A 17,283-nucleotide genomic window follows, 5' to 3' on the forward strand; every position below is an offset into this window, starting at 1 on the left:
AACTGGTATTTACTAAGGCATATGCAAATAAATAACTAGTCAGTATAGTATGCTCGTTTATTTATTTTCATATGCCTTAAATCAATCCATATATATATCTGAAAATTCTATATCTACCTTTTCCTCTATATTTTTAATCTCTAAATCACAATTTATTTCTGAATAATTAACATCATCAGTAATAGGAAAATTTATTACAAATAAATTTTCTTTTTCATCCAATTCTAAAGTAAGCTCTCCCCCTTGTAATTCTGTTAAAGATTTACTCAAAAATAATCCTAATCCACTTCCCTCTTTAGGTCTATTAAGAGATTTATTGATTCGTGTAAATTTATCAAATATATGAGGTATTGTATTCTCATCAATTCTACGTCCATTATTCTCTATCTTTATTTCAACTAAATTATCATTATCTATTGTGCTTATTAATACATTTATATGACTATCCTTTTGACCATATTTAACAGAATTAGATAAAATATTTAATATAATTCTTTCTATCATATCTTTATCACATTTTACATAGATTTCTTCTTTTTCAGAATCAAAAGTTAAACCGATTTCTGCTTTATCTATATATTTATTACATGCAATAGTTATATTTTCTACTACCTCAACAATATTATAAGTTTTAAAATCAGGCTTAAGATATCCTTCTGAAACTCTATTAGTATCTATAAAATTACTAATAGTTCTTATTAGCCTTAAAGAATTTTGCTTTATTATTTCATTATTCTTACTTATATTATCTACTTTTTTCTGCTTTAAATAAATTTCATTAAGTTGTATAGCTGAGTATATTAAATTTATTGGAGTACGTAACTCATGTGAAATATTAGAAAAAAATTGTTTCTTTAATTCCTCTTCTTTTAAATATTTCTCTAATTTATTTTTCATATCCTTAGTTTTATTAAATTCAGTTACATCATGAACATATAATAATTTATTATTCTCGTCTATATCTATTATAAACAATGTTACTAATATATCTGTATTTTTTAATTTAATATCATTTATACATATTTCTTTTTTATTACTACTTGAAAAAGTAACCTTAAAATTATCTAAAATAAATTTTTCTAAACTAATTCCTAAAATATTTTCTTTATCTATATCATCTAACAACTTTAATCCAGCTTTATTTATGTATTTAAGCTCATTATTAAAAAATAAAAGAACACCATCATATACTGAATCTATTAGTTTATTATAATTGCTTTCGCTTTTTTCTATCATAATATTAGTGTCATTTAATATTCGATTACGTTTTTTTAGCGTTCTATGAAGTTCTAAATTCACCTCATGTGTACGTTCTAAACTTATCTTCATGTTTTTCATAGGATTATTAATCATATAATTTACTACTCCTTTAAATAAAACATAAAATGCTAGTAGCTTTAATCCTCCATTTACTATTGTGGATTTATTTGTGCTGATTAATACCATACTGGCTATATAACCTAAATACCTCAAAATTACATATATCTTTAGATCTTCTATAAAATCTTTGCTAGTTAAATTTTTAAAATTTTCTAAAGCTTTTATTATATTTATAAGTACACAGCTAATTATAAATGTACTTACTATAGAAAACATAATTAAAATTTTTATATTATCATATATAAATTTATGAAAATTACAATTCATTATTGTAAATGTTATAAGAAATATTATTATAAAAATTGGGAGAGTTGTTCTTATATCTCGTTTCTTATTTGTAAAATAAAATCCTAAACATTGTAATGTAAGTTCAAAGTAATATATTATGATACCCAAATATATATACCGATTGTTTGAAGTCATATTAAATTTTAAAATTAGTCCTGATAACTTTAGTGCTAATATCACTCCTACCAAAAAAAGTTCAAATGATATATATTCAATAAATAAATTTTTAATTATATTTTCTTTAATTAAACATATATAAAAAATAGCTAATGCAATTGCTAAATATATTAATGTATTAACTAAAAAATATAATTTATACTGTTTGCTTAAATAAAAATATATATTGTAAATTAAATAGATTATCATTTCAATAGATAAAAAATTTATTTTTTTATCTTTATCTATGTTTAAACTAAATAAAGATAAACATTGTTCTATTTTACTCATTTAAATTCTCCTTCGGAAATGTTATTGTTATCTTTGTTCCATTGCCAAGTTTACTTTTTATATCAATTTCACCTGATTGCAACTCAACTAATTTTTTAACAACATACAATCCTATACCTGTCCCATTTTTAGCATTTTTAGCGTATTTATCCATAGAATATTTACAAAATGCTTCTTTTATAAATTCTTCACTCATTCCACAGCCATTATCTATTATATATATTTTAACTTTATCTTCTTTATCTAATATATCAATTATTATCTTTCCATTGTTTAAAGTATATTTTATAGAATTAGATATTAAGTTTAAAATTATTCTTTGTAAAAACTCATAATCTAACTGTAAGTAACTCTCTTCAGTATTAGTGTTAAATATTATTTCTACATTATTACTTTGTGCATAATCTACAAGTGATGTAACTATGTCTTCTGTTGTTTCAATAACATTAATTTTCTCCAAATTAGGCATTAAAAAATTTGAGTTTATCTTTGACATATCAATTAAATTGTTAGTCAATTTTATTAATGATATACAATTCATTTTAGATATGGAATTATATTTTTCTAATGACTTTATATCATTTTTATTACTATATATTCTTTGAACTTGTATAGATGAATATATAACGTTTATTGGAGTTTTTAAGTCATGACTTATGCTTGATAAAAATTCTGTTCTTATTCTCTCCTCTACCATTCTACTTTCAACTTCTTTTTTTATTTCTTCTGTTAATACTTTTGATGTATTGTCTTCTATTAAAATTAAATCTTCTAATCTATCTTTATACATTGATAAAAATTTAGCATTAACAAATCTTTCTTCAGTTTTAGAGCTTAAAATAGCATTAAAAGTAAGGCTACTATTATTATTATTATTAGAAGTTACAAAATGTATATATTTGTTTATTTTTTTATTAATTACATCCCTTAAGTTGTTTACATTAATTAAATTCAAAAATGCTTTATTAGCAAATAATATTCTATTATTTTCTAAACTAATTAATATTATAGGATGAGGCATAAATCTAAAAAATGTTTCATATAAATATTCCTTATTTTTTAAATTTAAGATAGATATCTCTAATTCCTTATTCTTTAAAAATATATCTTCTGACAATTCATCTAATATTTTATTCTTCTTGTTTAATGATTCAGCCAATTCTTTGTAAGGATTTCTCATAAAATTTTTAAAAAATACACTAAAGAATACATTAAATACACATAAAAGCAATATTTCTCTAAACCTTAACAAGTATCCATTTAATGGATACATAAATAAACTAAAAAAACATGTTATTGGTATTACTGCTACTAATACTAAAGAAATATTTATACTTATGGAATTATATAATTTAGAATCATCATTAATAAAAATTTTGTATATTAAAAAACATTCAACACAGCTTAAAAAAATAACCATTGATATTATGTCAAATATTTCATAGTATAAAACTAAGCCCAATATGCTAAATATTTTTAAACAAGTAAAAAAAATATTATTTTCATCTTTAAACTTACTACTATATTCTATAGTCTTAAAACCAAAATACAATTCAAATAATATGATAAAATTAGTAAGGATATGAGAACTATAATTACTATAAGCTGAAAATTGTATACTACATCCAAATAAAATTACATATGTAAGAGAATATATATACATATAAATATAATTACGGTTATTATATTTATATAAATGTAACACTTGCTTTGATAAAATACTAAATATAACTAACCCTACAAAATAATAAATTCTCAAGACTATTATTATTTTGTTAATTCTAAATGAAAAAATTAAATTTACCAAAAAATAAATAATTAAGGTAGCCAAACAAATTTTTATCATATTTTTTTCATCTATCGATATAATATTTATTTTTTTTCTATAATTATCCATAAAATCACCTTTAATATCAATTTTACTGTATTAGACCATAAATGTACATATTTTTTTGTTATTTTTTACATATATAACTTTTTTTGTTGATATATGAATAATAGTTATGATTTTGTAACTATTTAATATTCTTCTTTTTATATGAATGTTATTTTAATAAATTTAATCGTTTAAATTTAAATTAAGTTTAAATTTATTTAATAAATTAAACTTAATTCCTAATTTACATAAATAAATTTATAATAAAAAATATAATAAGAGATGAAAGATTTATAATTATTCTTTCATCTCTTATTATATTCACTATATTAATGTCTTAATATTCCACTTTCATATAATTTACCCATTAATTTAGCAGTATTTTTATTTAATGTACCTTTTAAAGATATACCTAAAATTAATGATACTACCATAAAAATACTTAGTATTTTTATATCTCTTAGTAATATAGGATATACTATCCCCGCCATTATTTGCCTCATTCCACTTATTGCATAAGTAAATGGTAAATAAGGATATATTTTTTGGAATAATACTGGTGTAACTTCTATTGGAAAATTACCACCTGTTCCTCCAATTTGTAATACTAATATAACTACTATCAAAGCTTTTCCTGCATCATCTAGTAAACTTCCTGCTGTATATATCATAGTCATAAATACAGTACTAACGAATATAGAATAAAATATGTACATTATTGGATGCAATGAGTAACTTCCTAGCATAAATAATGCACCTAAACTTGCAACTAAAGCTTGACATAGTGCTAATGATAAAAACATTAATAATTTTCCTAAATACATCTCATATGGTTTAATTACAGTTCCATCATTAAATCCATGTGCCTCTAAAGATAATAATGCTGATGCTAATAAACCTCCAACCCATAAACACAATACACTATAAAAAGGTGTAGCTGTGGATCCATAATTTGGCCATGGAAATAACCTATTATCTTCAATCTCAACAGGACTAGTCATAAACATACTTTGATAATCCCAATTATTAGTTATCATATCTAATAATTCATCTATTTGTTCCTTGTCATCTACCGCTTTAAGTTTATGTGCTAATTTATGCACTTTATCTTGTATATCTGGAAATTTATCTTGTAATTTAACTAGTTGTTCATTAGATAAGTCAGTTATTTTAGTAAAATCTCCAAGTAAATTTTCTACATCTGGTAATATTCCCTTACCTTGTTCTAATAACACTAAACCACTATCGGATATTTCTCTAATTGATTTAAATCCATCTTTAATTGTTGGTACAAGTTCCGAATCATAATTATCTACTAAAGTTACTACTAATGAATGTATATCATCTAATATTTTTCTTGTATCTGTTAATGCATGAACATCTATTCCATCAGTATCTACTTTTTCTACTTCCTCTTTCGCTCTATCAATTACTACATCAAGTCTATCATAAATTAAATCTAATTTATCAATAACATTTGAAATTTTTCTACTTACACTTTTTAAGTCTTTTTGAATACTGTGTAAATATTTTAGTTCTTTGTTATCCTTCTTTATTAACTCTTCACCTTCACTCTTCTCTTCTGATGTTTGTTTTAATTTTATTTCCATATCACTTATTTTATCTATGTTAGATTTTATAGTTTTTAAATCATATTTAGCAGTCTTAACTATCTTCTGTAAATTCTTCGATGAATCTGATAAAGATATAAAAGTTTTCCTAAAGGCATCTGGTAATACTTTTTCATCAAAATTTGCCAAAGTTACTCCTAAAACATCTAATGAATTTTCACCATTAACAAGTTCTTCTCCTATTAGTGGTGATAAATCATAAAGATTTCCTTCTATTTCATCTAAATAATACTGACTACTATCTATAAGTTCTTTGGTTGCATCAATACTATCATTAACTACTGGTATCATTTCTTCTGATTTCTTTATTAATTTAGAAGTATTTGTAGTTCCTTCTATTGAATCATACAACAGTTCTTTTATTTCTGGCATATTTTCATCTAATTCATATATACCATCAATTATTCGTCTAAGATGTTCTCTATTATTTTGAATATCTATACCAGCTTCATTACAAGCTCTAAACATGGCTCCCGATATAGTTCTAGTAATATTATTGTCAAGTTGTTCTTTTAATACTTTTATCCCTGCATCAGTCATTTTAGGTGCTATTATGTTTTTCTTTTCATTTACAGTATATATCAATTTAGGTTTTTTAACGTCTTTTTCCACTAATGTTGTAAGATCCTTTGAAAAATCTTCTGGTATTTCAATAGTTGCGTAATATTTTTCTTCCAGTAATCCTTTTTTACCTGTTTCTTTATCTACAAAGGTCCAACCCATTTTATCATTTTCTTTTAACTTGTCTACTAATTCTTCTCCTAAATTTATGTCTTTTTCTTTAAATACAGTTCCTTTATCTTCATCGATTATAGCTACTTTAATTCCATTTGTATTTCCATATGGATCCCATGATGCTTTTATATTTATTAATGAATATAAAGATGGAACTATTATAAGCACTATAATCATGATTAATGCTGCCCAATTAGTTGCTATTGTAACTATATCTCTTTTATAAATTCTAAATATATTTTTCATATTTGATTACCTCAACCATTCATTATTGTGCTTTCTTTTAGCTTTTCAACAAACTTTTCATTCTTTTTATTCATTGTTTTTCTAAGGGTTAATCCGATAATAAGTGATGCAATCATAAATATGCTTAATATAATCATATCTCTAAATAATATTGAATAAACTATTCCTACCATTATTTGCCTCATACCACTTATTGCATATGTAAATGGTAAAAATTCAAATATTTTTTGAAATATTTCTGGATTAACTTCTATAGGGAAGTTTCCATTTGTTCCTGCAACCTGAATTACTAATAAAACAACACCAAATATTATTCCTGCATTTCCAAAAACACTTACAGCTGTATAAATTATTATCATAAATATAATACTAACAAATACAGTATATAATATAAATAATACGGGATGTAAGCAATATGAACCTAAAATAAACAGTGCGCCTGTACTAGCAATTATTGCTTGTCCTATACCAATAAATAAGAATAATAATAATTTACCAAAATATACTTCATAAGATTTTAATTTTTTACCTTCTTCAATAGGATTTGCATCTGTTTTTAATAATATAGATAACATATACCCACCTATCCATAAACATAAAATGGTATAGAATGGTGTAGCTGCTGAACCATAATTAGGCCATGAAAATAATCTATTATCTTCAATTTCAACTGGACTTGCTAAAAAATCACTTTGAATTTGCCAATCATTAGTTATCATATCAAATATTTCATTAAATTTATCTTCTTCATCAAATTCCCTAAGTTTATCAGCTAATTCATGTACTTTATCCTTCATTTCTGGAAATTTATCTTTTAAATTAAGTAATTCTTCATTTGACAAATCTGCTAATTCCGATGATACACTTAAAATTTCTTCAATATCTGGAATAGTATCTCTACCTTCTTGTAAAATACTAGATGTATTATCTAGTATAACTTTAATTGAACTAAATCCATCTTCAATTGATGGCACAAGTTCTGAATCATAATTATCTATAATTTCAGTAACTTCTTTATGAAGATCATCTAGTATCTTTTTCATATCAGCAATAGCTTGAGTGTCTAATTCTTTCCCATTATTCAATTCATCTATTTCATCATCAATTCTGCCTTTTACTATACCCAATCTATCACTTAATAACTCTAACTTATCTATAGCCTTTGATACCTTTCTACTAATATCTTTTAAATTTCCTTTTATACCATCTATTGATTCGGCACGCTTTTTTAATTCATTTATATAGTTTTCATCACTACTATTAAGTGTAAATTTTGAAAGATCTAATTTATTTACTTTATCTAAAAATTTCTTTATATTTTTAAGTTGAGACTCAACCCCATCAACTGCTGTATTTGCAGAATTAATTGTATTAGATGTTGATATTAATGTTTTTTTAGCTACTTCTGGTATTATGTTTTCCTCAAGATTTCCAAGCTCTACACTTGTAGTATCAAGTATGTTTTCTGCTAACAATAAATCATTCTTTACTAATGGTGATATATCAGATAATCCACCTTCTGTTTTATCAAAAAAACCTCTAACATTTTCAAAAAAATCATCTGTTATATCAATTGTGTTAGATATATTAGGGAGTATTTCATTAACCTTTACAATTAAATCTGATAAATCTACTGTACCTTTTATAGAACTATCTAATAATTTTTCAAGTTCTGGCATATTTTCATCTAATTCATATATCTCATCTATTACATCTCTATACTCTGATCTATGTTTGTCCATCTCAATTCCTATTTCATCTAAAGCTCTAAACAATACTCCTGAAGCAGTTTTTACTATATTATCATCAAGTTCACTTTTAACACTCTTAACTTTAGCATCAGTTATTTTAGGAGCTATAGCATTTTTTTTCTCATTGACAGTATATATAAGCTTAGGTCTTTTGACTTTTTTTTCAACTAATGTAGTTGCATCTTCTGAAAAATTTTCAGGTATCTCAATCATGGCATAATATTGCTCATTTATAAGCCCGTTTTTTGCTGTTTCTTTATCAACAAAAGTCCAACCCATTTTATCATTATCTTCTAAATTTTCAACCAGTTCATTACCTAAATTTATATCTTGATCTCTAAATATAGAACCCTTGTCTTCATTTACAACTGCAACCTTAATGCCACTAGTACTTGAATATGGATCCCATGACGCTTTTATATTAATTAATGAATATAATGATGGTATAATCATAAGTCCTAGTACCACTACTGTTGCTATCCAGTTTTTAAATATGTTTAGAAAATCACGTTTAAAAATTCTTATTATATTTTTCATAACTACTCTCTGATTAATATTTATAATATAATACTAATTACATTATAAATATCAACTAACCCCTCCTATCATTATTATATAAATAATAAATTCTTTATCTTAATGTTAAACTTTACCTAAAGCATTAATAAAAAAATTCTTTCTTAACTAATTATTTACTTAAATCTAAATCACGAACATTTTTTAATATTTGAAGATCAAATATACTACAGTTAAGAATTATGTTTATATTATAATTGAAAGTTTTACGCTTTTAAATACTTTTAATACCTTTAATTATTACTTCACTAAAATGACTATAAGTCATTTTAGTGAAAAATGCAATACCTGAAAACATTTTCTTAAATATTTTATTTATTAAACACTAAGTAAAAAAATCCCTAAGAGACTTTAAAGCGTTGATTTTTTTAGCCATGCACCCTTTCCAAACATAGTGCAGGAATAATTGTACAGCATATGATTATTTTTTATTCTTTATATATACTTATAATATCTTTAAAATACAGTATTTTATAAGTTATCCATAGATATTGCAACGATATAATTGCCCCAAAAATAAAAAACATACATGTAATTATTAAGTAAATAATTACATATATGTTTCATTAAAATTATAAAATATTAAAGACAATAATCTATTAGTGCAGGCAACGAGACTTGAACCCGTACATTAATATTAACACGCGCCCCTCAAACGCGCCTGTCTGCCAATTCCAGCATACCTGCAGTTTATATTCTATATTTTAAATATTAATATTTAAAATATCTATATGCAAATAAGGCATTTAAGTTATCATAAGAATAAACTTGTGATCCATCTTCCATTCCGTATCCACCATATACTACACTTTTTTTATTTTTCACTTGAAATGCATTTATCTTTTTCATAGCTAAAGTAGCTAGTTCTTTATCATCTACTTTAGATGCTATCTGTACTATAAATGAATATATTGATGTTGATTCTATCTTACTCAAGCTTTCTCCATTAATAGAATATAGAGTTGAGATAAAACCATCTTTTTTTAATCTTTCTTTTATACAAGTTATACTTTTACTTATATCTTCACCATATTCTTGCTTATTTAATAATACAATTAATGATAAAAGGGTATCAATATTTTCATTATCATAACTTTCACTTTCTCTATAAAATTCTTTTTTATATAAAGGTACTTCATCACTTATATATCCATTATTTAAAATTTGTAAAGATGAATCTAATACTTTTTCCCATGAAGAATTTAGTTCTGATAGCATCTTTAATGTTTGTAAGTCTAAATAACATAAAGTAGTAGTTTTGCTTTTAGAAATACCATCATTAAAATCTACAAGAATATTATCCTCTACTAATTCTTTTGATATCCCCTTTGATATTCTAATAGCCAGTCCTCTATAACTTTTATCATTCCATTTTTCTTCTGCCAAAAGTAGTGCTTTAATTATTCTTAAATCATCTATGGTAGCAGATATTTCTGATTTTGATTTTTCTTCTACTCTCCAACTTATAAGGTAATTATTTAATACCATATAGTTTCTTATATAATCTAGAGTTCTATCAAATGTTATCCTATCATTTTTCTCCAAACTATATAAAAGCATCATACCTTGTGACTCAGATAATACTGAATGACCTTTAGTTATATCCCCTTGAGATCCAAAATTAATATAATTAGTGTATACTCCACCTTCATCATTCATTAATTCATTTTTCACAAAATTAATTAATAAATTTTCCTCATCAGTAGACTGTAATTGTAACCAAACTTTTCCTGTTTCTACATGCCTAAAATATGGTGCTAAATTATAATAAATTGTAAAACCTGCTATTAATAATATTAAAATTATTATTATTTTCCTTTTCATTCTAACCCCTTCTTTTTATCTATACCACTAATATACTTATTTTTTAGAATTAGAATATAGATATTTATAAACATTATAATAAGTGGTCACTTTATCTAAATATTTTTTGGTTTCATTAAAAGGTATATAACTTAAATCTTTACCATTTTGTGAAAGACTAGAGTTATTAAGCCATTTATTTACATTGCCTGGACCAGCATTATAACCTGCAATCATTAAAGCTAAATTTCCATCAAACATATTCCTAAGTTCATTTAAATACCAGCAACCCATTCTTATATTATATGATTCATCAAATAACTTTTCTTTTGAAAACTCATCTAACCCCATTTGCTTTGCTGCCCATTCCCCTGTTTCTAATGTAATTTGCATAAGACCAATTGCATTTTTATGAGATTGTGCCTTATTATCAAAATTACTTTCAGTCTTCATAACAGATAAAACAAAAAATGGATCTAGATTATATTCTTTACTGTACTCATTTACATATTCTTTGTATTTATAAGGGAAAAAAATATCTCTCATTAAATATTTTGAACTTGAAGCTAACACTACTATTATTATTACCCCTAATATAAGAAATTTATTTTTCTTAGATTTCATTACTTTCTCCTTATTTAAAATTATTTTTCTCATAGCTATCATCCATGACATATTTTATCATCTAATAAAATCTTCTCTTCCCCTTCTTTTATAAGGCATATTCAAATAAACAACTAATTAATATGTTAATTTATTTTGTGAATTACTTCTTCCTTAGAACCTACTAATAGCACAACTATTATAAGAACCCAAGTCATTGTATTTCACAAAATATCCATGACATCTTTGACTTGTTATCTATTCTCATATGCCTAATGCAACAGATGTAAGCTCTTTAAGTAACGATTTCTAATTCTTTAGATACCTTCTAAATCCATATCTATAATCTTAGAATTCTATTTATAAAACTATCATCACATGGTACTTTATATTAAATAACATAATTTTACATATCTATGTTTTAAATCTTCTATTAATACTATTTAAAACATACTATTGTTTTTATACTATTGAATTAATATAATCAATCAAATCATATACTTGCTTTTGTGTTTCTAATAAATCACCATTATTATCTATGATTACATTTGCAAAATCCTTCTTCTCATTCAAAGACATTTGTGCATTTATACGACTTACAACTTCTGTTTTAGTTAAATTATCTCTTGATATTACTCTCTTTATTTGAGTAGAATTATCAGCACAAACAAGTACAACATAATCCATATCTTTATGCATATTGTTTTCTATTAGAGTAGGTGCATCTATTATTACCACTTTCTTACCTTTTTTTTCATATGAATCTATTTCACTACTTATTGCTTTTTTTATATATGGCATAATTATAGATTCATATTTTACTCTTTGCTTTGAAAATTTAAATATATGATTTCCAAACTCTTTTCTTCTGAATTCACCCCTCCAATCAAAAAATCCTGATCCAAATTCACTTCTAATTATATCTAAAATTTGAGGATTTTTTTCTAATACATCTCTTGCTGTTACATCTGCATCAATAATATTAAAGTTTTCACTTCTAAATATATCTGATATAGTACTTTTTCCTGTTCCTATACCCCCTGTTAACCCTATCTTTATCATTTACAAAGTTCATCTCCCATTTTTATTTTGCATCATACCAAGTAGTACCATATTTTAAATCTACATCAAGTGCTACATTTAATTTTATGGCATTTTCCATCTCGTTAATAACCAATTGTTTAACTATGTCAAACTCATCTTTCTTAACATTTAATATAAGTTCATCATGTACTTGAAGAATTAACTTACTTTTTAACTTCTTTTCCTGTAATTTATTATAAACATTAACCATTGCAATCTTAATTATATCAGCTGCACTTCCTTGTATTGGTGCATTCATAGCTAATCTTTCTCCTAATGCTTTTACAATTTTATTGGAAGATTTTATTTCTGGTATAAATCTTCTTCTACTTAATATTGTCAATACATATCCTTTTTCTTTAGCATATTCGCTTACATGATTTAGATATTCCTTTATCTTAGGATATCTTTCAAAATAAATAGCCATATATTCTGCTGCTTCTTTTTTAGTTATTTTTAAATCTTGTGCCAAACTAAAATCACTTATTCCATATACTATACCAAAGTTTACTGCCTTTGCATTACTTCTCATAATAGATGTAACTTCATCTACCGGAACCTTAAATACTTCTGAAGCAGTCTTTGTGTGTATATCACTATGATGAGCAAATGCATCAATCATATTTTTATCATCAGCTACATGTGCAAGCACTCTTAATTCAATTTGTGAATAATCACAAGATATCAATATGTCATCACTCTCTTGAGGTATAAATACCTTTCTTATTTCTTTTCCCATTTCATATTTTATTGGTATATTTTGAAGATTTGGTTCTGTACTTGATAATCTTCCAGTAGTTGTAACAGTTTGATTGAAATTTGAGTGTATACAATTATCTATATCTATTACATTCTTAAGTCCTTCTACATAAGTAGAATTAATCTTAGTTATTTGTCTATAATACATAACTTTTTCTATTATAGGATGTTTATCTATTAACTTTTCTAAAACTTCTTGATTAGTTGAATATCCTGTTTTGGTTCTTTTAATTACTGGTAGATCAAGTTTTTCAAATAATATCTTTCCTAATTGTTTTGGAGAACTTACATTAAATTCTTCATCTGCTAATTCATATATTTCTTTTTCTGTCTTTTCTATCAACTCTTTAAATTTTTCTCTAAGTTCATCTAACTTTCCTTTATTAATCTTAAATCCTATACTCTCCATTGAAGAAAGAACATATATTAATGGATGCTCTACTTTATAATATAATTCATCCATATTTTCTTTATGAAGCATTTGCTTTAATTTATCAGATAAATTTTTTAAATAACTACTACATATAGCTTTTATATTCTCCATATCAGATTTTATATCTTTTTCTAAAAATCTATTTATTAAATCTAAAACCTCATAATTTGCTTTTGATGAATCTATTAAATAAGCAGCTATAGCTGTATCAAATTCGAATCCTTTAATTTCTATATTATTCTTATTTAAAAATGTGATTAAATTTTTACTATCATGTATAACCTTTTTAATAGAATCATTTTCCATAAAATCTTTTAATAAATTAAATGCTTTCTCTCCATTTGACATACTTACTAATTTAAAATCTATAATATATGATAAGCTCTTATCACCTAATATTAAATATTCTAATTCCATTGTAGAATATTTAGAAGCATCATTTAATGTAAATAAAATATAACTGCTTTCTTTAATATTAGATAATACTTCTTCCATGCCATCTATTGTTTCTATCTTATTTATTTTAATGCTAGCTAATTCTTTTAATTCTTCTTCATTATTATCTAAATCATATTTTGAAAGTATTGATTTTAATTTAAGACTTTTAGCTAATTTTTTAAGTTCTATTAAATTTACTTCATCAATATCTTCTATATCTGATAAATTAATATCTAATGGTACCTCTCTCATTATTGTAGCTAACTTCTTTGAAAATATTGCTTGTTCCATATTGTTTTCTAGATTTTCTTTTAACTTCTTACCACTTATATCTGGAATATGTTTTAATACTTCTTCAAGTGACCCATACTGTTTGATAAGTTTAAACGCTGTTTTTTCTCCAACACCAGGTACACCTGGTATATTATCAGATTTATCTCCCATAAGACCTTTTACATCAATAAATTGAGTTGGTGTTATTTCAAATTCATCCATAAATGTTTTATAGTCATAAATTGCTGTTTCAGTAACACCCTTCTTAGTTATAAATACTTTTGTTTTTTCTGATGCTAATTGAAGTGCATCTTTATCTCCAGTCACTACATAAACTTCCATACCATTTTCTTCTCCAAACTTTGATATGGTTCCTATTATATCATCTGCTTCAAATCCATCTATTTCAAAAGTTTTTATTCCCATATATTTCAATAAATCTTTTATAATTGGAAATTGCTCACCAAGTTCTGGGGGCATTTTCTTTCTTCCAGCTTTATAATCAGCATATTCTTTATGCCTAAAAGTTGGAGATTTCTTATCAAATGTTGCAATTATATTATCTGGATTTATTTCGTCTTTCATTTTAAATAACATATTTGTAAAGCCATAAATAGCATTAGTATTTACACCATCATCATTTGTAAGAGGAGGTAAAGCATAAAATGCCCTATTCATAAGTGAATTCGAATCTAAAATTAATAACTTTTTCATTGATTAATCCTCCTGTAATCTTTTAAAATATTTTTATTATGTATAAAATTAGTCATACATTAATATTATACTATTTTTACAAAGTAAAATCATTATTCTTTAATAAAGGTAACCATATTTTCTAATATTAATTCATATATTATGCACATAAATAAATAAACTAATCAGTATGCTAGTTTATTTTGTCAACTACATCTTCTTTAAAATCTACTAATAGCAAAACCATTACCAAAACCCAAGTCATTGTATTTCTCAAAATATCCGTTGCATCTTTGACTTGTTATTTATTTTCATATACTTTAATAAAACTTACTATTATCATAGTATCTTAAATATTCTTAGACAAATATTATAAATAGTGACATAATTATTATAAAAATATCAGAAAGGAAAAGTATAGTAAATTTTGATTAATTTATTATACAAGGTGATTACATGAATAAAGATCTATTAAAAAAATATGCTAAACTTACTGTTAACAAAGGTGTTAATCTTCAACAAGATGGAATTTTAGTTATTAATTCCCCAATAGAATGTTATGAATTTGCAAGACTTATGGCTAAAGAAGGTTATTCATCTGGCGCTAAAGATGTTTATATAAATTATTCTGATTCTAGCTTTAATAAAATAAAATTAATGAATGCATCTAAAGATGTTCTTAATAATGTTTATGATTTTGAGCGTGATAAATACGATTACTTTGCAGAAAATGGTGCTTCTTTTATAAGTATTTCAGCTGCTGATCCTGATCTTTTAAAAGATGTTGATTCTTCAAAAATTTCTATATATCAAAAAAGTAGAAATATTGCATTAAAAAATTATCGTAATAAATGCTCATCAAATAAAAATGCTTGGTGCATAGTTTCTATTCCCACAGATGGCTGGGCAAAAAAAGTATTTCCTAAACTTTCAACTGAAGAAGCTGTTGAGAAATTATGGGATGTAATATTTAGCATTATGAGGGTTAAAGAAAACGATCCAATAGAAGCTTGGAACAAACATACAAAAACTCTTAGCGATAAAGTTCATAAACTAAATAATGATAGATTTAAATATCTTAAATTTAAAAATTCTCTAGGTACTGATTTACAAATAGAATTAGTCAAAGATCATCTTTGGTGTGGTGGAGCGGATAAATGTGAAAATGGTGGATTTGATTTTATTGCAAATATGCCTACTGAAGAAGTATTTTCAACACCTAAATATAATGGAGTTAATGGAATAGTATTTAGCTCTAAACCTTTAAGTTACTGCGGAAACATAATAAATGATTTTTCTTTAACATTTAAAGATGGTAAAATTGTTGATTGCTCTGCAAAAGAAGGGCTTAATGTATTAAAAGAACTTCTAAACACTGATGAAGGCTCAAAATACTTAGGGGAAGTTGCATTAGTTCCTTATGATTCTCCTATTTCTAATTCTAATATTATCTTCTATAATACTCTTTATGATGAAAATGCTTCTTGCCATTTAGCTCTTGGAAGTTCATATGCTTCTTGTATTAAAAATGGGGAAAATATTTCAGAAGATGAATTATTTAAACTAGGATGTAATAAGTCTTTAAGTCATGTTGATTTTATGATTGGTACAAAAGATACAAGTATTATTGGAATTAAAGAAAACGGAACAGAAATTGAAATTTTTAAAAATGGTAACTGGGCTTAATTAAGCCACATTCAAATAAATAACTAGTCAGTATGCTAGTTTATTTTGTGAACTACTTCATCCTTGGAAACTACTAATAGCACAACCATTCGCAGAACCCAAGTCATTGTATTTCTCAAAATATCCATGGCATCTTTGACTTGTTATTTATTTTCATATGTCTAAAAAAGGTAGATACACCACCTTTTTTAGTTGAGAGTGATAATTGAGAGTTGAGAGTTTTGATTAAAAGCCTTAAAGACTTTTTAAAAGTATAATTTTAAAAAGTCTTTAAGGAATTTTTTACTTAACTCCCCACTCTCGATTCTCAACTATTATTTCTTTCACTCTTAATTCTGAAATTAATTCAGATATGAGTTATTAACATTATTCTATTGGTTCACCATTAAAATTTTTATAGTAAGATGGTTTTTTAGCATCTCCAACATTATTTTGATTTTCATTTAATTTTTGTCTTCTTTTTCCCTTTTGCATTGGATTAATTGATCCTTCTTTATGTACCATATATCAAACACATCCTTTCCTAAATATTTTGTGCTTATAAAGAATTTTAATTCCCTTCAAATTTAGTTAAGAATGTAA

Annotated in this window: 10 protein-coding genes and 1 tRNA gene; 1 reads left to right on the top strand and 10 read right to left on the bottom strand. The window is 24.5% G+C overall.

Features of this window, described 5'->3' with window-relative positions; all coding sequences use genetic code 11:
- Positions 1 to 81 precede the first annotated feature (81 nt).
- From BGI42_RS10425 to polA, 9 genes are all read right to left on the bottom strand, one after another.
- Positions 82 to 2,115 (bottom strand): sensor histidine kinase, encoded by a 2,034-nt coding sequence (locus BGI42_RS10425; RefSeq protein ID WP_192875374.1) that lies wholly within the window; start codon positions 2,113 to 2,115, stop codon positions 82 to 84.
- The gene (locus BGI42_RS10430) at positions 2,108 to 3,577 is read right to left on the bottom strand and encodes a sensor histidine kinase (RefSeq protein ID WP_242984724.1); all 1,470 of its coding nucleotides are present in this window, start codon (positions 3,575 to 3,577) and stop codon (positions 2,108 to 2,110) included. The genes BGI42_RS10425 and BGI42_RS10430 overlap by 8 nt, the downstream gene beginning before the upstream one ends.
- Before the next feature lie 743 nt (positions 3,578 to 4,320).
- Complete coding sequence (locus tag BGI42_RS10435; RefSeq protein ID WP_069680247.1) at positions 4,321 to 6,603, bottom strand: YhgE/Pip domain-containing protein; 2,283 nt, start codon at positions 6,601 to 6,603, stop codon at positions 4,321 to 4,323.
- An 11-nt stretch (positions 6,604 to 6,614) separates the two neighbouring features.
- The gene (locus BGI42_RS10440; RefSeq protein WP_069680248.1) at positions 6,615 to 8,891 is read right to left on the bottom strand and encodes a YhgE/Pip domain-containing protein; all 2,277 of its coding nucleotides are present in this window, start codon (positions 8,889 to 8,891) and stop codon (positions 6,615 to 6,617) included.
- Positions 8,892 to 9,533: 642 nt separating this feature from the next.
- Positions 9,534 to 9,617 (bottom strand) — tRNA-Leu (locus BGI42_RS10445).
- 24 nt (positions 9,618 to 9,641) lie between these two features.
- Positions 9,642 to 10,754, bottom strand: coding sequence for a glycosyl hydrolase family 8 (locus tag BGI42_RS10450; protein ID WP_069680249.1), 1,113 nt, complete (start codon positions 10,752 to 10,754; stop codon positions 9,642 to 9,644).
- A 36-nt stretch (positions 10,755 to 10,790) separates the two neighbouring features.
- Complete coding sequence (locus BGI42_RS10455) at positions 10,791 to 11,357, bottom strand: lytic transglycosylase domain-containing protein (RefSeq protein WP_069681072.1); 567 nt, start codon at positions 11,355 to 11,357, stop codon at positions 10,791 to 10,793.
- A 441-nt stretch (positions 11,358 to 11,798) separates the two neighbouring features.
- Positions 11,799 to 12,398: a dephospho-CoA kinase gene (gene coaE / locus BGI42_RS10460; RefSeq protein ID WP_069680250.1), complete on the bottom strand. Its 600-nt coding sequence runs from the start codon at positions 12,396 to 12,398 to the stop codon at positions 11,799 to 11,801.
- Between the two features lie 22 nt (positions 12,399 to 12,420).
- Complete coding sequence (polA, locus tag BGI42_RS10465) at positions 12,421 to 15,036, bottom strand: DNA polymerase I (RefSeq protein WP_069680251.1); 2,616 nt, start codon at positions 15,034 to 15,036, stop codon at positions 12,421 to 12,423.
- A gap of 435 nt (positions 15,037 to 15,471) precedes the next feature.
- On the opposite strand from polA, the gene BGI42_RS10470 reads away from it, so the two are divergent.
- Entirely contained in the window at positions 15,472 to 16,701 is a 1,230-nt protein-coding gene (locus tag BGI42_RS10470; RefSeq protein ID WP_069680252.1) for an aminopeptidase, read from the top strand.
- Positions 16,702 to 17,067: 366 nt separating this feature from the next.
- On the opposite strand, the gene BGI42_RS16255 is transcribed toward BGI42_RS10470, so the two are convergent.
- A complete protein-coding gene (locus BGI42_RS16255) occupies positions 17,068 to 17,205 on the bottom strand; it encodes a clostri-philic family protein (RefSeq protein ID WP_192875375.1) in 138 nt (45 codons plus the stop codon).
- Between the last annotated feature and the right edge of the window lie 78 nt (positions 17,206 to 17,283).

Source organism: Clostridium taeniosporum (assembly GCF_001735765.2).
Taxonomy (GTDB): domain Bacteria; phylum Bacillota; class Clostridia; order Clostridiales; family Clostridiaceae; genus Clostridium; species Clostridium taeniosporum.

Excerpts from the sequence above, each read along its gene's own strand:
- BGI42_RS10425 (WP_192875374.1), bottom strand. The coding sequence starts at position 2,115 with ATGAGTAAAATAGAACAATGTTTATCTTTATTTAGTTTAAACATAGAT.
- BGI42_RS10435 (WP_069680247.1), bottom strand. The coding sequence starts at position 6,603 with ATGAAAAATATATTTAGAATTTATAAAAGAGATATAGTTACAATAGCA.
- BGI42_RS10440 (WP_069680248.1), bottom strand. The coding sequence starts at position 8,891 with ATGAAAAATATAATAAGAATTTTTAAACGTGATTTTCTAAACATATTT.
- BGI42_RS10450 (WP_069680249.1), bottom strand. The coding sequence starts at position 10,754 with ATGAAAAGGAAAATAATAATAATTTTAATATTATTAATAGCAGGTTTT.
- BGI42_RS10455 (WP_069681072.1), bottom strand. The coding sequence starts at position 11,357 with ATGAAATCTAAGAAAAATAAATTTCTTATATTAGGGGTAATAATAATA.
- coaE (WP_069680250.1), bottom strand. The coding sequence starts at position 12,398 with ATGATAAAGATAGGGTTAACAGGGGGTATAGGAACAGGAAAAAGTACT.
- polA (WP_069680251.1), bottom strand. The coding sequence starts at position 15,036 with ATGAAAAAGTTATTAATTTTAGATTCGAATTCACTTATGAATAGGGCA.
- BGI42_RS10470 (WP_069680252.1), top strand. The coding sequence starts at position 15,472 with ATGAATAAAGATCTATTAAAAAAATATGCTAAACTTACTGTTAACAAA.
- BGI42_RS16255 (WP_192875375.1), bottom strand. The coding sequence starts at position 17,205 with ATGGTACATAAAGAAGGATCAATTAATCCAATGCAAAAGGGAAAAAGA.